The sequence below is a fragment of the Pyxidicoccus sp. M6 genome, from assembly GCF_055568925.1.
This window is the reverse complement of record NZ_CM145714.1, coordinates 12222415-12242908: the sequence shown is the minus strand read 5'-3', so window position 1 is coordinate 12242908 and position 20494 is coordinate 12222415. Positions and strand designations below refer to the sequence as shown.

At 69.0% G+C, this 20494-nt stretch carries 20 protein-coding genes; 7 read left to right on the top strand and 13 right to left on the bottom strand.

All coding sequences use genetic code 11. The features are described 5' to 3' along the window. Positions 1-142: 142 nt before the first annotated feature. The 8 genes from ACVTJA_RS48320 to queD form a co-directional block, all read right to left on the bottom strand. Positions 143-1054, bottom strand: a complete 912-nt coding sequence (locus ACVTJA_RS48320; protein WP_465831137.1) for an alpha/beta fold hydrolase — start codon at positions 1052-1054, stop codon at positions 143-145. Beyond that, entirely contained in the window at positions 1051-2175 is a 1125-nt protein-coding gene (locus ACVTJA_RS48315; RefSeq protein ID WP_465831135.1) for an alpha/beta fold hydrolase, read from the bottom strand. The genes ACVTJA_RS48320 and ACVTJA_RS48315 overlap by 4 nt, the downstream gene beginning before the upstream one ends. 1 nt (position 2176) lies before the next feature. Continuing rightward, on the bottom strand, positions 2177-2632 hold the full coding sequence (locus tag ACVTJA_RS48310; RefSeq protein ID WP_465831133.1) for a hypothetical protein: 456 nt from the start codon (positions 2630-2632) through the stop codon (positions 2177-2179). An 85-nt stretch (positions 2633-2717) separates the two neighbouring features. Then, positions 2718-3359 carry a Uma2 family endonuclease gene (locus ACVTJA_RS48305; protein ID WP_465831132.1) on the bottom strand — a complete coding sequence of 214 codons (642 nt, stop codon included), beginning with the start codon at positions 3357-3359 and terminating at the stop codon, positions 2718-2720. Positions 3360-3448: 89 nt separating this feature from the next. Continuing rightward, a complete protein-coding gene (locus tag ACVTJA_RS48300; RefSeq protein WP_465831130.1) occupies positions 3449-4006 on the bottom strand; it encodes a Uma2 family endonuclease in 558 nt (185 codons plus the stop codon). Positions 4007-4089: 83 nt separating this feature from the next. Continuing rightward, on the bottom strand, positions 4090-5124 hold the full coding sequence (locus ACVTJA_RS48295; protein WP_465831128.1) for a M23 family metallopeptidase: 1035 nt from the start codon (positions 5122-5124) through the stop codon (positions 4090-4092). 153 nt (positions 5125-5277) lie between these two features. Next, positions 5278-6024, bottom strand: coding sequence for an SDR family NAD(P)-dependent oxidoreductase (locus ACVTJA_RS48290; RefSeq protein ID WP_465831127.1), 747 nt, complete (start codon positions 6022-6024; stop codon positions 5278-5280). Positions 6025-6047: 23 nt separating this feature from the next. Beyond that, on the bottom strand, positions 6048-6410 hold the full coding sequence (queD, locus tag ACVTJA_RS48285; RefSeq protein WP_465831125.1) for a 6-carboxytetrahydropterin synthase QueD: 363 nt from the start codon (positions 6408-6410) through the stop codon (positions 6048-6050). A gap of 420 nt (positions 6411-6830) precedes the next feature. Here queD and ACVTJA_RS48280 point away from each other — a divergent pair, with 420 nt between their 5' ends. From ACVTJA_RS48280 to ACVTJA_RS48270, 3 genes are read left to right on the top strand one after another with little or no spacing between them, the layout of a single operon-like run. Next, positions 6831-8519 (top strand): right-handed parallel beta-helix repeat-containing protein, encoded by a 1689-nt coding sequence (locus ACVTJA_RS48280; RefSeq protein ID WP_465831124.1) that lies wholly within the window; start codon positions 6831-6833, stop codon positions 8517-8519. A gap of 52 nt (positions 8520-8571) precedes the next feature. Continuing rightward, positions 8572-10551 carry a PAS domain S-box protein gene (locus tag ACVTJA_RS48275; protein WP_465831123.1) on the top strand — a complete coding sequence of 660 codons (1980 nt, stop codon included), beginning with the start codon at positions 8572-8574 and terminating at the stop codon, positions 10549-10551. Beyond that, positions 10541-12454 carry an ATP-binding protein gene (locus ACVTJA_RS48270; protein ID WP_465831121.1) on the top strand — a complete coding sequence of 638 codons (1914 nt, stop codon included), beginning with the start codon at positions 10541-10543 and terminating at the stop codon, positions 12452-12454. Before ACVTJA_RS48275 ends, ACVTJA_RS48270 begins: the two co-directional genes overlap by 11 nt. Before the next feature lie 4 nt (positions 12455-12458). Here the strand turns inward: ACVTJA_RS48270 and ACVTJA_RS48265 are convergent, their stop codons facing one another. The 4 genes from ACVTJA_RS48265 to ACVTJA_RS48250 all read right to left on the bottom strand — a co-directional run bounded on the left by ACVTJA_RS48265 (position 12459) and on the right by ACVTJA_RS48250 (position 16639). Next, the gene (locus ACVTJA_RS48265; protein WP_465831120.1) at positions 12459-13271 is read right to left on the bottom strand and encodes an isocitrate lyase/PEP mutase family protein; all 813 of its coding nucleotides are present in this window, start codon (positions 13269-13271) and stop codon (positions 12459-12461) included. 273 nt (positions 13272-13544) lie between these two features. After that, a complete protein-coding gene (ogt, locus tag ACVTJA_RS48260) occupies positions 13545-14096 on the bottom strand; it encodes a methylated-DNA--[protein]-cysteine S-methyltransferase (protein WP_465831119.1) in 552 nt (183 codons plus the stop codon). 65 nt (positions 14097-14161) lie between these two features. Continuing rightward, positions 14162-15676, bottom strand: coding sequence for an AlkA N-terminal domain-containing protein (locus tag ACVTJA_RS48255; RefSeq protein ID WP_465831117.1), 1515 nt, complete (start codon positions 15674-15676; stop codon positions 14162-14164). Between the two features lie 66 nt (positions 15677-15742). Then, positions 15743-16639 carry a GspE/PulE/PilB domain-containing protein gene (locus ACVTJA_RS48250; protein WP_465831115.1) on the bottom strand — a complete coding sequence of 299 codons (897 nt, stop codon included), beginning with the start codon at positions 16637-16639 and terminating at the stop codon, positions 15743-15745. 324 nt (positions 16640-16963) lie between these two features. On the opposite strand from ACVTJA_RS48250, the gene ACVTJA_RS48245 reads away from it, so the two are divergent. The 4 genes from ACVTJA_RS48245 (at position 16964) to ACVTJA_RS48230 (ending at position 19652) form a co-directional block, all read left to right on the top strand. After that, the gene (locus tag ACVTJA_RS48245; protein WP_465831113.1) at positions 16964-17698 is read left to right on the top strand and encodes a MotA/TolQ/ExbB proton channel family protein; all 735 of its coding nucleotides are present in this window, start codon (positions 16964-16966) and stop codon (positions 17696-17698) included. A gap of 121 nt (positions 17699-17819) precedes the next feature. After that, positions 17820-18305, top strand: a complete 486-nt coding sequence (locus ACVTJA_RS48240; RefSeq protein WP_206723897.1) for an ExbD/TolR family protein — start codon at positions 17820-17822, stop codon at positions 18303-18305. Positions 18306-18330: 25 nt separating this feature from the next. Further along, positions 18331-18912, top strand: coding sequence for an ExbD/TolR family protein (locus ACVTJA_RS48235; protein WP_465831111.1), 582 nt, complete (start codon positions 18331-18333; stop codon positions 18910-18912). An 83-nt stretch (positions 18913-18995) separates the two neighbouring features. Then, positions 18996-19652 carry an HAD family hydrolase gene (locus tag ACVTJA_RS48230; protein ID WP_465831109.1) on the top strand — a complete coding sequence of 219 codons (657 nt, stop codon included), beginning with the start codon at positions 18996-18998 and terminating at the stop codon, positions 19650-19652. A 1-nt stretch (position 19653) separates the two neighbouring features. On the opposite strand, the gene ACVTJA_RS48225 is transcribed toward ACVTJA_RS48230, so the two are convergent. Next, a complete protein-coding gene (locus ACVTJA_RS48225; protein WP_465831107.1) occupies positions 19654-20436 on the bottom strand; it encodes a helix-turn-helix domain-containing protein in 783 nt (260 codons plus the stop codon). Positions 20437-20494: the final 58 nt, after the last annotated feature.

Below are 20494 nucleotides of genomic sequence, written 5' to 3'. Positions count from 1 at the left end.
AACTGTGCAGGCCTGCCCAGGGAGGCAAGGTCGAGGTTCGCTACTTCACGGAGCGCGCGAAGCCGAGCCCGTCTCGAGTGTTCGTGGGGCCACCCAACGTCGAGGCCCTGACACCGGGCGACTCAATGAGCCGAGGCGTGAATCAGACGCCCTCGTGGACCAGCGGCGCGAGGATGTCCCTCCAGTGGGAGTAGATGGAGAAGTGTCCGCCGCCCGGGAAGAAGTGCGGCACGGTGCGAGGAATCCGCGAGGCCAGGTAGCGCCCCATCTGCGGCGGGACGATGCTGTCCCCCTCCCAGTACCAGAGGTCCACCTCGCAGCGGATTTCCTCCAGCGGCACGTTCCACGGCGACGCGAGGATGTGCGCCTCGCGCCGCATGCCCGCGACGCCGTGGCGCGTGGCCTCTCGCCGCCAGCCCTGCACCTGCTTGGCGATGAGCGGGTCCGCCAGCACTGCGCGGTCGTCCGGCGACGCGTGCGCCAGGACTCCGGCCAGCGCCTTCGCCGGATTCGCGCGCACCTGCCGGTCGTGCATGGCCATCAACGGGTGCAGCAGCCACTCCGGCCACGCCGCCAGCGAGTACGCGTTGCGGTAGTCGCGATTCACGCCCTCCATGGCTCCGGGCCGCTTCAGCGGCGAAGCCCCGGAGACGATGGCCGCGCGGGTGAGGCGCGCGCCCAGCTTCCACGCGCTGGCCGCGACATACGGCCCGCCCGCGGACACGCCGAAGAGGGCGAAGCGCCCCACCTTCAGCGCGTTGGCGAGCTGCTCGAGGTCATCCGGGAAGTCCAGCAGCGTGCGCCCGGGCTGGTAGTCCGACAGTCCGTAGCCCGGCCGGTCCGGGGTGATGAGGCGCACCCCGAGCCCGTGCGTGAGTCGGTCATCCGGATGCCGCATGTAGCGCGAGCCCGGGTTGCCGTGGATGAAGAACACCGGCAGGCCATTCAAGTCACCCGACTCGACGAACGCGAGCCGCCGCCCGTCTCTCAGGCGGATGGCACCCTCGCGCACCTGGACTCCTGCTCCCGTTGTCTCCGCGTCGGTGGAAATCATGGCTCCATCGTCTTCGAGCGCTCGCCAATCCAGGCGGCGATGGAGGGCCACACCACGGTGGCGCCCTTGCTGGATGCGGACAGGCCGATATGGCCCACCGGATAGCGCCGCGTCTCGACGTCCTTCGAGGACACCAGCGTCGGCAGCGGCTCGCTCATGGGAGGCAGGGCGATGCTGTCCTGCTCCGCGATGACGTTGAGCACCGAGGAGGTGATTCGGCGCAGGTCGATGAACTGCTCGCCCACCTTCATCTCCCCCTTGGGGAAGAGGTTCTGCTGGTAGCAGTCCTTGATGTATTGCCGGTACACCTCGCCGGGGAAGGGCACGGGGTCCGCGCCCCAGCGCTCCATGGCGAGGAAGGTGGTGACGAAGTCCGGGTCGTCGATGCGGCGGCACACCTCCAGCCAGCGCGTGAGGCGCTGCACTGGCGCCGCCATCATGAAGCCGCTCTCCAGCACCTTGGTGGGCACGTTGCCGTACGCGTCCACCAGCGAGTCCACGTCGAAGTGGTCCGCCGCCGTCCACAGCGTGTAGACGCCGCCCTTGCTGAAGTCCACCGGCGTGGCCTGGGCCACCAGGTTGCGCACGCCCTCGGGGTAGAGGGACGTGTACGCCAGCGCCATGGTGCCGCCCATGCAGTAGCCGTAGAGCGTCAGCTCGCGGCTCTTGCTGACCCGCAGCGTCCACTGCACCGCCGTCCGGATGATGCCGCCGAGCAGCTCCTCCCAGTCGACGTGCTCCTCGTTCTTCCCGGGCACGCCCCAGTCGATGGCGTACACGTCGAAGCCGGCGCGGGTGAGGTGCTCGATGAGGCTGCGGCCGGGGAGGAAGTCGAGGATGTACCAGCGGTTGATGAGCGAATAGACGAAGAGGATGGGCGTGCGGTAGCGCCGCCGGGGCGCGGCGTAGCGCAACAGGCGCATGCTGCCGCGCGTGTACACCACCGTGTGGGGCGTGGCGCTGATGGGCGGCTCGCGCACGCCGGACGCCTTCTCGATGATGGGCTTGAGGTACGGGTACGGATTGAGCGGCCGCGTCTTGAGGACGGTGGCCACGGCCCGCGGAAGGTCGAGCTTGCTCGCGACGAACGAGCGGAGACGCTGGGAGGTGGACGCAGTCATTTCAGGCGTCGCGCGTGGAGGAGGCACGCCCCTGCACTTGGGGCACGCTGTTTTCGGTAGCGGTGTCGGGCGCGGGCTTCGGGGCCTCGGGCGTCTGGACGAGGTCGACCATGGTCTCCAACTGGACGCCGAGCGCCTCCACCTGGTCATTCACGCGGCGGAGCTGGTCTCGCAGGTCCTCCACTTCGGAGGGGGTGGGCAGGCGCAGGGTGCGAAGGGTGCGCTCCACGAGCCCGCGGCGGCGGATGCGGGCATTGAAGCCCTGACGCATGAGGCCACCGCTGACCTTCAGGTACGTGGGGCTCTCCGCGAGGCGCGCGAGGACCCTGGTGAGGCCCTGCTCGGCGCGGGTGAACACCTTTCCGGTGCGCGTCTGTGGATGGGTGAGGTTCCCCAGCAGCTTCAGGCCGCGGGCGAGGAGCCCCCTGCTGGGAGCCTGTGCGTCCGACTGACTCATGGAGGGGAGTCTATCCCGAGGGCGGCTTGGAGAACATGAGGGGTGATTCACTTCTCGGCACTTCCAGGGAGTCGCCGCAGTGCGTTCACCACGTCCAGAGCAGGTCCAGCTTCAGGGGCAGCGCCTCGAAGGGCTCGGCGCGGACCAAGGTGTCTCCCGTGTACAGGCCGACCTGTTTCCAGCCCTTGCCTTCCAGTCTGTAGACCTCGAGTGACTGAACGCGCGGGTCCACGAACCACAGGTGGCCTACGCCCTCGCGTGCGTAGACCGCCATCTTCTTGCTTCGGTCCAACGACTCCGTGGAAGGGGACAGCACTTCACAGACCCAGTTGGGAGCGTACGGGATGGCGGCGACTCTCGGCATCTCGGGTACCTGCTCGCGGCGCCACCCGGCGAGGTCAGGGGCGAGCACATCGGGACGGGAGTGAGAGCCCAAGCGCAGCTCGACCTCAACCAGGATGACCCAACCTCCCAGTCCCTGAGTGCCCATGTCGAAGGGGCCGAGGATGGCCCCGAGCCGCGATGCTGACCGGACGTGAGGCACTGCGGGCTTGGGACTGACGTACAGCTCACCGTCGATGATCTGACCGGTGAGGTGCTCCGGGAGTCGCTCCAACTCCTCGTACGGGTCTCTCGGTTCTGGCTTGTCGCCCATGTCCCCAGGATGCGGCCCTGCCCCATTCACCGCAACCTGCCCCTCTTCCTGCGCCTGGATGTCTTCGCTCATGTGTCCAGCATGCGTCCTACCTCTGACATTTCATGCTAATGGGATGACTTCCAGGGTTGTTCCCGGGCCATGAGTCCACCCCCTGCCCCTCAGCGCCTCCAGAGAAACGCCAGATTCAATGGGAGCTCCTCGAATGGCTCCGCACGGACCACGGCGTCGCTCGTGTGCACGCCAACCTGTCTCCAGCCCGTGCCGTCCAACCGGTAGACCTCCAGCGTCTGGATGCGCGGGTCCACGAACCACACGTGTCGCACGTTCTCCCGGGCATACACCGCCATCTTCCGGCTCCGGTCCAGCTCCTCGGTGGAAGGAGAAAGGACCTCGCAGACCCAATCGGGCGCGAGCGTGATTCCGACGACGTCTGGCAACTCGGGCATTCGCTCGCGCCGCCAGCCGGCCACGTCGGGCACCAGCACATCCCTGATCAGGTGGAGCTCGGGCTTGATGAGGTGCAGCCAGCCTCCAGATTCTTCGTCTTCTTCTCCGAAGGGCGCGAGTTCCCTGAAGAGCTCCCCAGCGGCTCGATTGTGGGTCATGCGTGGCTGAGGGCTGACGTACAGCTCGCCATCGATGATTTGACTGAGAATGCCCTCGGGAAGGCGCTCACGTGCCTCATACACATCGCCCGGCTGCGGCTTGTCGCTCATGTGCCCAGCATGCACCAGACCTCTGACATCCTGTGCGATGTGAACACCCTTCCAGGTAACTCACGAAAATGTCGGTCCCGCGCTCACTTCGCGGAGGCGTAGCGCTCGAACGTCCTCGGGATGCCCTTGTCCTCGTCGACGTCCTGGAAGGTGACGGGGATGCTGTCCCCTCCCTTCTCCACGACGAAGTGGATGTGGCCGGTGAGGCTGTTGCCCACGTTGCCGACCTCCGCCAGCGGGTCTCCCTGCTTGACGGTGTCGCCCTCCGCCACCTTCGCGCTGCCCGTCTTGATGTGCAGGTACTTCGCCACAGTGCCGTCGTCGTGCTTCACCGTGACGAAGTTGTTCTTCTTGCCCTTGCCGTGCCCCTCGAAGTCATCCTCCACGCCGAGCACCGTGCCGCCGCGCGCCGCCAGCACCGGCGTGCCGCACTGGCGCCGGAAGTCCCAGGCGAACTCCTCGTCACCCTTGTGATTGAAGTGCGAGTTGTTCCCCTGGATGACCCAAGAGCGCTCTCCGTGGGGATACGGAAGCTGATACGGCGAATTGGCCGCGACCGGATACGTCCCCGTCGCGATGGAGCCGCGCAACATCATCCACGCCACGAGCCACACCACGGCCCATGCTCCGTACACCACCGAGCCGATGACCACGAGCCTCCCCCAGCCGGGACGCTCCACGCGCTGCCCCGTCTCCCCCGCGTACTCACGCGCGATGAACGGCGCCGCGAACCACGCGCCGAAGCACAGCATGCTGCCCACCAGTCCACCCCAGTGGTACAGCCCCGACAGCCACACCGGCCCGCACGAGGCAAACGCGCCGAAGCCGAACGCGAACGCCGTGACGATGGACAGCAGCGCGCCAATCAACGGCAGCGTCTTCGTCCAGAACACCGTGGCGTCGAACCGGTTCACCTCACCCCTGCGCACGGCCAGCGCGCGCCGGATGCCGTGGAGCGTGAGCATGCTGAAGCCGCCCCACGTCAGCAGCGCCACCACCACGGTGGGCACCATGGGCCCGTCCCCCGCGAAGCCCGCGAAGGAGGCGAAGAACATCACCGCCTCGTAGACCAACAGGAGGATGAGAAGAATCGAGGCAGCCGTTCCGTAACGAGTCATCGCCGTTCCCCCCGCCCGCGCGCAGTGCACGCATGGCTTCTCATGGAGGGAACGGCGGACGGGGCCGGGTGTCGTCCGCGAAGAGGGCCCGCTACCGGCCGGAGCCTTCATCGGACCCCAGGCTCACGCTGAGCGGAGCGAGCGCTTCCCCGCTCAGCCCCGCTTCACCGGCAGCGCTCCGAAGGACTGCACCACCGGCATCAGCGACATGACGTTGATGTTCACGTGCGCGGGGCGCGTCGTCACCCAGTGCACCGCGTCCGCGATGTCCTCGGGCGTCAGCGGCTGGGTGTTGGCGTAGAGGGACGCGGCGCGCGTGTCGTCACCCTTGAAGCGGACGTTGGAGAACTCGGTGCCACCGACGAGGCCGGGCTCGATGTCCGTCACGCGCACGGCGGTGCCGTGCAGGTCCGCGCGCAGGTTGAGGCTGAACTGGTGCACGAAGGCCTTGGTGGCGCCGTACACGTTGCCGCCGGGGTAGGGGAACTCGGCGGCGATGGAGCCCATGTTGACGATGTGGCCCCGGTTGCGCGCCACCATGCCGGGCAGGAGCGCGTGCGTGCAGTACAGGAGCCCCTTCACGTTGGTGTCCACCATCACGTCCCAGTCCTCCACGCGCGCCGCCTGCGCCAGGTCCAACCCCAGCGCGAGCCCCGCGTTGTTGACCAGCACGTCCACCTCGGCGAAGTCCGCCGGCAGCGAGGCCACCGCGCGCTGCACCGCCTCGCGGTCCGTGATGTCGAGTGTCACGGGAAGCAGACGCTCGCCCAATTCGGCCCGCATCGCCTCCAGCCGCTCCGTCCGTCGTCCGGTGGCGATGACGCGCGCCCCGTTCTGGAGGTAGCGGCGGGCAATGGCCAGGCCGAACCCGGCGGTGGCTCCGGTGATGAACACGTTCATGTGAGTGCCCTCGAAGTCAGACGTCAGTCGTCCTCGCCCTGGTACACGCAGCCGCTGGTGCACGTCTCGCGCACGACGATGCGGCTGAGCTGCGGAAGCGTCGGACGCAGCCGCTTCCAGATCCACCGCGACAGGTTCTCGCTGGTGGGGTTCTCCAGGCCCTCGACTTCGTTGAGGTAATAGTGGTCCAGCTTGAGACGCAGGGGCTCGAAGGCGTCCTTGATGTCGGCGAAGTCCATCACCCAGCCGGTGCGCTCGCCCACGGGGCCGCGCACGTGGATTTCCACCCGGTAGCTGTGCCCGTGGAGCCGGCTGCACTTGTGGTTGGGGGGCACATTGGGCAGCCGGTGGGCCGCCTCGAAGGTGAATTCCTTGAAGATGTCCAAGGCGTCTCCTGACGACGGGTGAGGCGGGCTCATATCCCGCGCGCTCCTCTCCTCGTCAAGGAACGCAGGACCCCGTGGGTCGCCACAGGCTCGCCGCCCGCCCGCGCGCACGTCCGCCCGCTCCCGCCCGGGCCGGCCTTCTCCCAGGGTGAAACGGAGATATTTCGAACCGGGAATATCTCCGCCTCCACTGGCCCACATGCGCCCTGCCCGTCTGGCGAATGTCCGGCGCCTGATACATCAGCGGGACTTCTTCCCCATTCCGCAACCTCGCGAAATCGCGATTCCCGCCTTCTTCCCCTGCGGCCCGGCAGGCGTGGCTTGCCGTTGCGTGCGGGAATGAACAGCGCGGGGCCCGGAATTGGCGGCCGTCCTCGCGAGCGCCCCACGCGTCGCGACCCACACAAGGAGTCACACAGGATGCGCCAACGGTTTCCGCTGATACCGGCCCTCTGCTCCGCTGTCCTGCTCTCCTCCCTTGCCTGCAATGGCAAGGGAGAGCTCGCCCAGGACACCGGTGCGGGCACCGGCTCGGATGAGGCCCCTTCGGCGGAGACGCCGCCTGTCGTCCGGCCCGGCACCGATACGCCGACCACGCCGGACGACTCCGACACGATTCCCGGCCCGCTCCCTGTTCCGGATCTGCCCTCCAACCCCACGCCGACTCCCACGCCGACTCCCACGCCGACGCCGACGCCAACCCCGACGCCGACTCCCACGCCGCCGCCCGCGCCCGCGCCGACGTTCTCCCGCATCCTCTGGGTGGCCACCAACGGCAGCGACACCGCGGCCGGCACGCAGGGCGCGCCGCTGCGCACGGTGACGAAGGCGCTTTCGCTGCTCAAGCCGGACGAGGCCGTGTACCTCAAGTCCGGCACGTACTCGGAGCGCCTCAAGCTGGAGGAGAAGGGCGGCTCCGAGGCCTCGCCGCTCACCGTCATGGCCGCGCCCGGCGCCACCGTGACGCTGAAGCCCTCGGGCAGCGCGTCCGCGCTGGTGGACGTGCGCGGTGCGTACTGGCACGTCGAGGGCCTGACGCTCGACCTGGCGGGTGACGCCTCCTTCGCGGTTCTCTACCGCGGCGTGGGCTCGCACCACGGCGTGCTGCGTGGCTGCACCGTGAAGAACGGCACCGCGGGCGCGGGCGTCAACGTGGGCGAGAAGGCCGCCGACATCCTCATCGAGAACAACGTCATCTCCAACTTCAGCCGCGGCAGCGACGACAGCCACGGTGTCATCCTGCAGACCACGTCGAAGAACGTGGTGGTGCGCGGCAATGACATCCACCACAACTCCGGGGACGCGGTGCAGTGCATCGGTCCCGAGGCAGGCGCCACCATCTCCGGTACGCCCTTCGACAACCTCCTGGTGGAGGACAACGAGCTGCACGAGAACCGCGAGAATGGCGCGGACATCAAGACGTGCACCAACGTCACCCTGCGCGGCAACATCATCTGGGGCCACAAGACGTCCACCACGTCGCGCGGCGAGGGCGTGGTGGTGCACCTGTCCGCGAAGAACGTCACGCTGGAGGACAACGTCTTCTACAGCAACGGCCGCGCCATCAGCATCGGCGGCGTGCGCGTGAATGACCCGCCCACCAACGTCACCATCCGCCGCAACCTCGTGCGTGACGCGCTCGGTGGCAGCGAGGAGGGCAGCGGCATCCGCGTGGACACCTCGGTCAACGTGAAGGTGCAGCAGAACACCGTGTGGAACGTGCCGGGCCCGTGCCTCATCTTCGGCCACGGCGACACCGGGCCGAGCGCCACCCTGGATGTGCGCAACAACGTCTTCGCCGGCTGCGGCGTGGCGGCGCGCGGCGGGCCGGAGCGCACCAATACCGTGGTGAGCTCCAACCTCTACTTCCGCTCCGGGGGGGCCGCCGTCTTCCGCCTCAACGGCGTGGACATGGACTTCGCGGACTGGAAGGCGGGCAGCGGCCTGGACAGCCGCTCGCTGGAGAAGTCGCCGGCCTTCCTCAATATCGACACCGGGGACTTCCGCCTCGGAGCCGCCTCGCCGGCCCGCAACGCGGGGGCTTCCCTGGGGCTGACGTACTGTGGGACGGCCCCGGACCTGGGTGCCTTCGAGTCGGACTGCCCCTAGGCGGCCAGGACGTGTAGAGTGGGGGCCCCTCTCCCCTGGACCCCACTCTCACGTGCCGTCCTCGCTGGAATTCGCCCTCGGCATCACCCTGGTGCCACCCGACTCGCAGGCGCGTGAGGCGCTCGCCGCCTCGGCAGCGCGTGCGGGATTGCGGGTGGTGGACGGCCTGGAAGAGGCCTCCCTCGCCCTGGTGGATTTGACTCTTCCCGGCAGTGGCCCCGCGCTGCGGGCCCTGCTCGACGGCCCCCGCGCCTCCAGCCTCACCCTGGTGGCGCTGGTGGAGCCCGGCGAGCGGGGCTTCGCCGCCGCGCAGGCGCTCAAGCCCGCGGACATCCTCACCACGCCGGTGGCCACGCATGAATTGGCATGGCGGCTCCAGTGCGCCGCCGCGCGCCACGTGGAGCGCGGCGAGCAGGAGCGCAGCCAGGAGGACCTGTCCCTCCTGTTGGAGCTGACGGCGGACTACGCCGAGTCGTCGGACGTGGAGGCGCTGCTCCACGGCGTCACCCGCCGGCTGGCGGAGAAGCTGGCCATCGCCCGCGCCACGCTGGTGATGCTCGGCCGCAACGCCGATGAGGGCGTCATCGTCGCCGCCAGCGACGACCCGACGCTCAAGGATTTGCGCATCGAGCTGTCTCGCTACCCCGAGATTCGCGAGGTGATGCGCACCGGCAAGCCGGTGGTGATGCAGGAGGCCTCCACGCACCCGCTGCTGGGCGACGTGGAGCGCCGGGCGGTGGCCGCGCGGGGCATCCACGCCATCGCCGCGCTGCCCCTGCCGGTGCGAGGCCAGGTGCGCGGCGTGCTGCTGGTGCGCGCGGCGGGCACGCGGCGCACCTTCACGCCTCGGGAAATCGACTTCCTCACCACCGTGGCGCACGCGACGGCGGTGGCCCTGCGCAACGCGTCCGTGCTCCAGTCGGTGCGCGGGCAGACGGAGGCGGAGAAGACGGCGCGCCTCGCGGCGGAGGAGCAGGCGGCGTCCTTCAAGCCCTACCAGCTCTTCTTCGCGCACGTCAGTGAAGGCGTGGCCATCCTCGACGACAAGGCCTGCGTGCTGTCGCTCAACCCGTCGGGCGCGGCCATGCTGGACATCCCGGCGGTGGATGCACGCGGCCGGCACCTGCACCAGGTGACGCAGCCGGTGGACGAGTGCGTGCTGATGGAGTTGGTGACGACGGCCGCGCGCGGCGACGCGCGCTCCGGCGTGGACGTGGAGGTGTGCACCCCCGCGGGCCGCCGGCTGACGCTGTCCATGTCCGCCGCGCCCATGCGCGACGAGGACGCGGCCACCATCCTCTCCTTCCGGGACGTCACCGACGCGCGCAAGCTGGAGTACGAGCTGCGCCAGACGAAGGACTTCCTGGAGCGGCTCATCGACTCGTCGGTGGACGCCATCATCGCGGCGGACCTGAAGGGGCGCATCATCCTCTTCAACAAGGGCGCCGAGGCCATGTGCGGCTACACCGCGCAGGAGGCCCTCGGCGGCCTCACCGTCCACCAGCTCTACGCGCCCGGCGGCGCGAAGCGCATCATGTCCATGCTCCGCAGCCCGGAGCACGGCGGCAAGGGCCGGCTGTCCCTCACGCGCGAGGAGCTGATGCACCGCTCCGGTGAGCGCGTGCCGGTGAACATGACGGCCTCCATCGTCTACGAGGGTGGCCGCGAGGTGTTCAGCGTGGGCATCTTCACGGACATGCGCGCGCGCATGCAGCTGGAGCGCAAGCTGTCGGACGTGGAGACGCGGCTGGAGGAGAGCGAGAAGAGCGCCGTCATCGTCGCGCTCGCTGGTACGGCCGCGCACGAGCTGAACCAGCCGCTCACGTCCGTCATGGGCTACGCGGAGCTGCTCAAGCGCAAGCTGAAGGAGGAGGACTTCGCCTGGAAGCCGGTGGACATCATCTACCGCGAGGCGGAGCGCATGGCGGAAATCGTCCGGAAGATTGGGAAGATCACCCGCTACGAGACGAAGTCGTACATGGGGGCGCAGCAGATTCTCGACCTGGACAAGGCAAGCTCCCATGAAGACTGAACCCCGCGTCGTGCGCATTCCCGGCCCCGCGGCCGAGTCCTTCCAGGCCTTCTTCGAGGCGCTCGACGCGCCCGCGGCCGTGTGCGACCCCGCCTTGCGGCTGGTGGCCGTCAACGACGCCTTCCGCCGCTTCTGTGACGAGCACCACGTCACGGTGGATGACGTAGCGAAGGCGCTGACGGATGCCTGCGCGCCCGCGGACGGCGCCAGCTGTGACGTGGAGCTGCAGTCCGGCCTGGCGGGCGTGGTGATGACGCTGTCGCGCCGGGGCGACGTGGTGGCGGTGCGCGCGCGCAACGAGCCGGAATTGGCGCGCAACCGGCTGGTGGTGGCGGAGAAGGCCCTGCTGGAGCAGGCGCGCACGGAGAGCGTGCTGTTGGACCTGGGCCGCAGCGTGGCCGAGTCCGGCGGCGAAGAGGAGCTGGTCGCGGCGGTGGCGCGCGGGGTGAAGGAGCTGTTCCCCGGGCGCTCGTTCTGCATCCGGATTACGGATGCGCGCACCGGTGGCCTGACGTCGCTCTACGCGGAAGGACGGCTGAAGGAGGGCGCGCACGAGCCGCTGGCGCTGCTGCAGCGCGCGGTGGACAAGACGAACCTGTCGCCCGCGTCGCTGCCGCCGGGCCGGGTGGCGGTGCTGCCCGAGGTGCCGCTCCTGTTCCAGGGCAGCACCCACGGCGTGAGCGCGCCGCTGGTGGCGAGCGGGCAGCTCTTCGGCGCCATCAACATGGAGTACCCGGAGGGCTTCGACGCGGACGTGCAGCACGACGAGCGCGTCCTCCTGCAGCTCGCCAACCAGGTGGCGGTGGCGGTGAAGAACGCGAAGCTCATCGACGAGCTGACGTTCGTCCGCAAGTACCTGGAGGACCTGCTGGAGAAGGCCAACGCGCTCATCCTGGTGGCCAGCCGGGACAAGCAGGTGGTGGTCTTCAACCAGGCGCTCAGCGCGCTCACCGGCTTCCGGAAGGAGGACGTGCTGGGCAAGGACCTCTTCTGGCTGGTACCGGAGAGCGAGCACCTGCGGGTGACGCAGGTGATTGCCGCCGCCATGCGCGGCGAGTCGGTGAACAACTTCGAGACGCGCCTCTTGTCCCGCGACGGCGGCGAGGTGCGCGTGTCCTTCGCCACGTCGTCCATGCTCACGCAGCACGGTGAAGTCGAGGGCGTCATCGCCATCGGCCAGGACATCACCGTGGTGAAGGAGCTGGAGAAGCGCATCATCCACGCGGAGAAGCTGGCCTCCATCGGTCAGCTCGCGGCCAGCGTGGTGCACGAAATCAACAACCCGATGACGGCGGTGGCCACGTACGCGGACGCGCTGCTGCAGCGCTCGCGGCTGACGCCGGGCGCGAATCCGGCGGACCAGGAGAAGCTGAAGAAGATTCTGGAGAGCAGCCACCGCATCCTCCGCTTCACGCGGGATTTGGTGAGCTACGCGCGGCCGGCGCAGGACAAGCCGGAGAAGGTACAGCTCAACTCCGTGGTCGACATGGCGGTGGGCTTCTGCGAGCACGTGGTGGCGCAGGCGCGCGTCAGCGTGCACCGGGAGTACGCGGAGCTCCCGCCGCTGTCCGCCGTGCGCGCCAACCTGGTGCAGGTGTTCGTCAACCTCATCACCAACGCGTGCCATGCGATGCAGCCGGGTGGCTCGGTGTTCCTGTCCACGGGGCGCGACGGGCAGGACGCGGTGGTGACGGTGCGCGACACGGGCACGGGCATCGAGTCCAAGCACCTGCAGCGCATCTTCGAGCCGTTCTTCACCACCAAGCCGGAGGGGAAGGGCACCGGCCTGGGGCTGTCCATCTGCCAGGGCATCGTCGAGAACCACGGTGGCCGGCTCACGGTGGAGAGCGCCGTGGGCACGGGCACCACGTTCACCGTGCGACTGCCGCTGTCGGTGGGGTGAGCGGTCAGCGCGTCATCAGCGCGTTGAGCTCGGGGTAGGGGAGGGCGCCCTCGAACAGGGCCGCGGTGGCGCCATCTCGCAGGAAGGAAGTCGTCATCGCCGCCGCCCGGCCGAGGGCCGCCGTGGCGATGTTGATGCCCGCGCTCAGGCGGCGCACTCCCAGCGACTGGAGCTCCGCGGGGGAGGGCAGGCCCGGGCGGGCCATGATGTTCAACGGGAGGCCGGCTCCCGAAGCGACCGCCCGGATTTCCGTGGCGCCCACCAGCCCCGGGACGAAGAGGCCATCCGCCCCGGCGGCGCGGTAGCGGGCCGCGCGGGCCAGCGTCTCCTCGACGCGGCGCTCCTGGGGGGCCAACCCGTGCAGGTAGACGTCCGTCCGCACATTCACGAACACGTCCACGCCACGCCGCGCCGCCGCGCGCTTCACGTGCTCCACCTTGGCGCAGAGGAGGTCCGGCGTACCGGTGCCGTCCTCGAGGTTGATGCCCACCGCGCCCTCCTGCAACACCGTGGCGACTGTCTCTCCCACGGCGGTGGGGTCATCCGAGTAGCCGCCCTCCATGTCCACGGTGAGCGGCACCTTGATGATGCGGACAATCTCCGCCACCGTCGCGGCCAGCAGCTTCACGGGCAGGTGGTTGCCGTCCGCGTAGCCGTGCGCCCAGGCCACTCCGGCACTGGTGGTGGCGACGGCCTTGGCTCCCAGGCTCTCCGTCAGCCGGGCGCTTCCGGCGTCCCATGCATTGGGGAGGAGCAGGATTCCTTCGGTGTGCAGCTTGCGGAACACCTGGACATTCGTCGATTGGGTCGAGGTCATTGGGACTTCCTTTCAGCGCGGAGGGCGCAGTTATGCGCTCGGGCGTGCGGGCGCGCACGCGAGAGTGCGGAGCTCGGTTTCTTTTCAGGGCCACGCGTTCAGGCCTGCGGGAGCACACCGCCGTAAGCGGAACGCGGTTCCTCTTCAGGGGGCGTGGTCAGGTGTTCTGGCATGCGGGTGCACGCCGTCATGCGCGAACCCGATTGCGCTCACGGACCAGGGGCATGCGCTCGGGGCGCAAGACCGTTCAGGTGGACTTCGGGACGCGAGGCGTCATGACCGCGCGAACGGGAGGAGCGATTGAGATGCCGCGTTACCCTCGTGGCTCAGCAGCCAGCGCTTCCTCTCGATGCCTCCGGCGTAGCCGGTGAGCGAGCCATTGGAGCCCACCACGCGATGACAGGGCACGACGATGCTCACCGGGTTCGAGCCGTTCGCGAGCCCCACCGCGCGCACGGCGGCGGGCTTGCCGATGCGGCGCGCGAGCTCTGCGTAGGAGACCGTCGTTCCGCAGCGTATGTCGCGCAGCGCCGCCCACACGGTCCGCTGGAACGGAGTACCGGCCGTCTCCACGGGCAGGCCCTCGATGACGCCGAGCTCTCCCGCGAAGTAGCGGCGCATCACCGTGGTGAGGCCGCCAGGGTTCCGCTCGGGCACGAGCTCATAGCCGCCCGCTCCGTAGTGCAGGCGCAGCAGCTCGCGCATGCGCTCTTCGTAGTCGGCCCAGTCGATGGCGCGCAGCCGGCCTTCCCGGTCCGCGATGATGACCAACTCGCCGATGGGCGTCCCGGTCCGGTCGATGAACAGGCGCAGGGGCTCAGCCATGACGTGCCTCCCGGGAGCAATGGCCGAATCCGGCTTCGGTGGCCTCGCTGATGGGGCATCGCGTGTCAGCCATGACGCGCCTCCCGGGCCTGCTGTCCCGCCACCGCATCAGCGGCCCACAGATGCTGCGCGGCATAGGCCCGCCAGGGCCGCCACGGCTCCGCGCGTTGCAACAGGACCTCGGGTGTCGGCCGCTCGCCCGCGTCGTTGGCCGCGCCCCGCAGCAGGCCGATATCACTGGCCGGAAACGCATCCGTCTCGCGCAGGGCCCGCAGCGCGATGTACTGCGCCGTCCACTCGCCCACGCCGCGAATGGAGCGCAGCCGCGCAATGGCCTCCTCCACCGTGCCGAAGGGACGGAAGAGGTGCGGGTCCGCCATCGCTGCCTCCGCCAGCGCCTTGAGCGACGCACGCCGCGCCGAGGGCATGCCCAGCGCATCGAGGTTCGCCGAGGCCACCTGCTCCGGCGAAGGGAACGCACGCGACAGCGCCTCGGGCACACGAGCCGCCTCCGGAAGCACCTCGCCGCAGAGGGCCACCAGCCTGCTCGCGAGCTGCCGCGCCGCGACCACCGTCACCTGCTGACCGAGGATGGCCCGCACCGCGAGCTCGAACCCGTCCCAGCCTCCCGGAGCACGCAGCCCCGGGCGCTGGGCCAGCAGCGGCGCCAGGAACGGGTCTTTCGACAGGTGCGCGCCAATCGTCTCGATGTCCGCGCCCACGTCGAACACCCGCCGCACCCTCGCGAGGATGGCCGGCAGCGCCTGCACGGAAGGGAAGCGCACCGTGACGACCAGGTTGTTCCGCGCCGGCTCGTGCCTCACCTCCACCGTCCCCAGCCGCCCGTCCTGCGCCACCGTGCGCCGGTAGCCCTCGCCCACCACCTGCTCGACGCCGTCGATGGCGCGCGCCTCCAGGTACGCGAGCATCGCCTCCCAGTCATACGGTGGGCGGTATCGCAGCCGGAGCGTCACCCCCGCCTCGGCCGTGGAGCCCGCCGGCAGCTCCGTCAATGCCTTGCGTCGCAGCTCACTCGGCGGCCGGTGATACAAATCATGAAAGGTTTCATTGAAGCGCCGGACGCTGCCAAAGCCAGCCGCGAGCGCGACCTCCGCCATGGGCATCCGCGTCTCCTGGATGAGCTGCTTGGCGAAGAGCACCCGCCGCGTCTGGGCCACCGCCACCGGCGACGCCCCGAGGTGCTGCTTGAACAGCCTCCGGAGCTGGCGCCCGCCCACACCCAGCCGCTCGGCCAGTTCGTCGACGCCCGCCTCGCCCCCGTCGAGCCCGCCGTCCGCGATGATGGCCAGCGCCCGGGACACGGTGTTGGACGTGCCGCGCCAGGAGGCCAGGTCCGGCGCCGTCTCCGGCCGGCAGCGCAGGCACGGCCGGAAGCCCGCCTCCTGCGCGGCGGCCGCCGAGGCGTAGAACTGACAGTTCTTCGAGTGCGCGGTCCGGGCCGGGCAGATGGGGCGGCAGTAGATTCCGGTCGACGTCACTCCGACGAACAGCCGTCCGTCGAACCGGGCATCACGGGTCTGGAGGGCGCGGTAGCACGCGTCGCGGTCGAGCAGGTCCATGCCCGGACCCTTCTCATGTCTCCCGAAATCGCTCTCGCGGTTTTCGGACATCGACACTCCCACCGGTCAGCGCTCGCCCTCGTCGTCCAGCTCGCGGGTGAACTCCTCCTTCGTCAGCAATCCCTTGCGCGCCATGATTCGCATCAGCGCCCAGAACTTCCGCTCCAATTCCTCGACGCGGTCCGGGTCCTCGCGCGCCTGCCCGAAGAGGTAATCCAAATCATCCAGCACGCCGCCGCCGCCGCCCGTCGCCGGCTTCGGTTTCGCCGTCGAGGCCTGCCCCCGCCGCTGCTTGCGCTGCTCCTCCCGCTCGCGGATCAGGTCCGCCAGGGACGTGCGCTGCGTCTTCTCTCCCGGGGGCAATTCCTCTCCGACGATGACCTCCTCGTCGTTCTCCTCCTCGGGAGGCGGCGCCACCGGAGCCGCGGGCCTCGCGGGAGGGGCCGCGGGCCTTGCCGAAACCGGGTTACGGGGCGCCGGAGCCGGGGCCGCCGAGCCCTGCCCGTTGGCCACCGCCACCGGTACCTTGTGGTAGTAGCGAAGGATGGCGCTGCGCACCGCGGACAGGGCCGCCACGCGCGTGCTCACCTTGAGGCCGGTGGTGAACTCAATCTCTTCCACCGCCGTCACGTTGAGCGGATCAGCCATCGCCACCACGAGCTGCCGCCGTCCGCCCGCGCTCTCCAGTGCGATGGGGAACAGTTCGTGCTGCTCGCAGAACCGCGCCCGCAAGAGGTGCACCGCCGCCCACTCGGGGGTGATCGCCGCCAGGTCCACCTGGGGCAGCCCCAGCGCCTGGCTCAGCGCGCCCGCCAGCGTGGCCTCCGTAATCGCGCCCTGCGCGATGAGCGTGGCCCCCAGCCGCTGCCCCGACTTGCGATGCGCGGCCAGCCCCGCCTCGAGCTGCGCGACGCTGATCGCCCTCTGCTCCAGGAGCAGCTCCCCAATGCGCTTCCTCGCCATGGCGGCGCCCTTAGCATGCGTTCCGCGGGGTCGAAAGCGCGCGCGGTGTCACATCCGACGCGTCTTGGGAACCCCCCCAAAAATGCCTGCCCTGTTGCTGGGGAGACCACCTGACAAGGGGTGCTTCGCCGCAAAATTCCTGTGAGATTTCAGCACTTAACGCCGCCGGGCCTACCTTGACACCCCAGGCTCGCATTCCTAAAGTCGGCACACCGTTTTCAACATCCATTCCTGCCGCCCATGAGGGTGGACCAACCGCCCGGGGGGGCGGCAGGCATGTAGGGCCCGCCTCAGCGGGTCCAGGCCTAGTGGAGGCATCACGCGATGAACCTGGGGTTTCTGACGAATCTGACCGTACTTGCGAACACCGGCGGCCCCGAGCGCAGCCTCTTCGAGGAAATCGCGCGGCGCTGGGAGGCCGGTCAGTGGGGTATGTACCCCATCGCGGTGTGCCTCGTGATTGCGCTGTCCATCATGGTGGAGCGCGGCATCGTCCTCTTCGGCAAGGCCTCCATCAACAAGGAAGCCTTCCTGCGCGGCCTGAAGAAGCACATCTACGCCGGTGACCTGGACAAGGCCATCAACTACGTGGCCGGCCAGAAGTCCACCCCGCTGACCAACGTCATCAAGGCCGGCCTGATGAACGTTCCGAAGGGCAACGACGAGGTCCAGGCCGCCCTGGACGAGGCCAGCCTGCGCGAGACGCCGCGCCTGGAGGCCCGCACCGGCTACCTCGCCATGCTCGGCAACGCGGCGATGCTCGCCGGTCTGCTCGGTACGGTGTCCGGTCTCATCTCCTGTTTCGAGGCCGTGGCCAACGTGAACCCGGCCGACAAGGCGACCATTCTCGCCAACGGTATCTCGGAAGCCATGAACTGCACGGGCTTCGGGCTCGTGACGGCAATTCCGGCGCTGGTGGCCTTCTCCGTGCTCATGGGCCGCACCCAGTCGCTCATCAACGACATCAACGAGACCAGCGTGTCCGTCCTCAACCTCATCGTGGCCAACAAGGACAAGTTCAAGAACCTGAACGTCCCCGCGGCCCGCGACGAGGAGTAGGCGGTTCGGGAACCCCGTGACCGGGCGCGCTGTCTGGTCCCCATGAGAGGGACGCACGGCGCGCCCTTGGTGCAACTGACGCTGGCTCCAATGTGAGCCACGGCCAAAGGAGACAAACGCCATGGCCGGCGGAATGGACACAGGTCAAGGTGGCAAGGGCAAGAAGTCGCTCGACGTCGCCATCAACCTGACCGCATTCATCGACCTGATGGCAGTGACCATCAGCTTCCTCATCATGACGGCCGTCTGGACACAGATTGGCCGCCTCCAGGTCTCTCAAGCGGGAGGCCCCTCCACGGAGGAGCAGCAGGAGGAGGAGAAGACCAAGACGGTCCAGCTCAGCCTGCTGATTACCCCCACGGAGCTGCGGCTGACGGCGGACCAGAGCGCCTTCGACCCGATTCCCCTCACCAAGGATGCCAAGGGCAAGACGGACCTGACCAAGCTGGTGGCGCGCTTCAAGGAGCTCAAGGCGCAGCTTCCGGACCAGTCCGCCATCACCCTGCAGCCCGAGGACAAGGTCCGCTACGAGGACCTGGTCCGCATCATCGACGAGTGCATCGGCGCCGGGCTGCCCCAGGTGTCGGTGTCCGCGGCGATGGGCTAGCCCCACACGGAGCCACTGAAATCACATGGCCATCCAGGTTCCAGGCAAGCGGTACGGCAAGCGCCTCTCGCACTCGAAGGTCTTCGGACACGGTGCGCACGGCAAGAAGAGCGGCTACGCCGACCTGCTCATCACCCCGCTCGTCGACATGTTCGTCATCATCGTGCTCTTCCTCATCGCGAACTTCTCCGCGACGGGCGAGGTGCTGATGATGACCAAGGACATCCAGCTTCCCGAGGCGGCCAACGTCAAGGAAGTGGAGATGCACCCCGTCGTCATGGTGTCCGGCGAGCAGGTCAGCGTGTCCGGCACCATCGTCGGCCGCGTCGAAGACCTCACCAAGGACGAGTACCTCAACATTCCCGCACTGGAGGAGAAGCTGCGGGACATGAAGAAGCAGTACGAGGACCTCCACGCCATGGCGAAGGACGACGAGGGCGGCTTCAAGGGCGACATCAACATCCAGGCCCACAAGGACGTGGAGTACTCCATCATCAAGCGGGTGATGTTCAGCTGCGCCACGGCCGGCTACAACAACATCAACTTCGCGGTGATGACCATCGCTGGCGACACGCCCGCGGGCCCCACGGCCCAGGTCACGCAGTAGCCAGCACCTGACACGGGCTTCGACGCCCCGAACGCCCTGGCCCACCGGCCGGGGCGTTTTCGTTTTCTGGAGACTTCAATCCCATGCAGCTTCGTGCCGTCATCTTCGACCTCGATGGGACCCTGGTGGACTCGGTGGGGGACATCGCGGATGCGATGAACCATGCGCTCTCGCACCATGGCCTGCCCGTGCACCCGGAAGCCGCCTACCTGCGCATGGTGGGTGACGGCGTGAAGGAGCTGGTGCGCAGGGCGGTGCCATCGGGGCGCGAGGATTTGCACGCGCCGGTGCTGGACTCCTGGCGCGCGTACTACGACGCGCACCTCGTGGACAGGACGCGGCCCTACCCTGGCATCGCCGCCATGCTGACGGCGCTGGCGGGGACGGGCATGAGGATGGCGGTGCTGAGCAACAAGTCGGACGGCTACGTGAAGCGGCTGGTGGAGACGTTGCTGCCGGGCGTGCCCTTCGGCGCTGTGTATGGTGAGCGGCCGGGCGTGCCACGTAAGCCGGACCCCACGGGCGCGTTGGCGCTGGCGGCGGAGCTGGGCGTGGCGCCCGCCGCGTGCGGCTTCGTGGGCGACACGGCGGTGGACATGGACACGGCGCGCGCGGCGGGCATGTTCGGCGTCGGCGTGGCGTGGGGCTTCCGGAGCCACGAGCTCGAGGCCCATGGAGCGCGCGCGGTGGCGGCTACGGCGGAGGAGCTGCTGGCGGCGCTGCGCAATCCGCGGACCTGATTCAGGTCCTCAATCCCTTTCGGGTGGCGCCCGGCGTCCTTCCGTAGCGGCGCATGAAGGCATTGCCCAGGTGGCCCTGGTTGGCGAAGCCGGCCTCCAGCGCCACCTCGGCCAGCGGTATGCGCGTGTCCAACAGCAGGGCGAGCGCGTGGCGCAGGCGGACCTCCTGCTGGTGCTGGTGGATGCCCACGCCCACCACGCGGCGGAACACGCGGCAGGCGTGGAAGACAGACACGCCCGCGCCTTGTGCCAGTTCCTCCAGTGAGAGGCGCTCGTCGAAGCGCAGCGACACCTCGTGGGCAATCGCCTCGGCGATGTTGCGCTCCCGTGCCGTCACGGGCTCCGCGCGCGGCCCAGGGCGGGCCAGCGCGGAGCAGAGGGCTTCTTCCACCTGGAGCCGCTCGACCGCCTCGTCGCGGGCTACTCGGGCGAGCACCGCCTGGAGGCGCACGTAGGCCTCCGCGCTGACGGAGAAGGTCGCCCGGGCCGGGTCCGCGAAGCGGCGCACCCAGGCGCCTCGTACGGAGAGGCAGGCGTCGCCTCCGCCGTGGGGGTGGCTGATTTGACAGGGCTGGTGCGCGCGCATGAAGAGGCCGGTGCCCGGGCCCACCACGGTGCGTGTCTTCGCGTCGCGGAACTGGAAGCGGCCGTGCAGCGCGAGCACCAGGCTCTCGCTGGACGAGGACTCCTCCTTGAGGCGTGGGCCGTCATGGCCGTCACACGTCACCCGGAAGAGCTGGAGGTCCGATTCGCGGAGCAGGGGCGAGGCATGCAGGCGCGGCATGCCGCAACCATGGCAAGGCCTCGGGGCCCGGGACAAGCGCGGCGAGCGTGTACTGCGG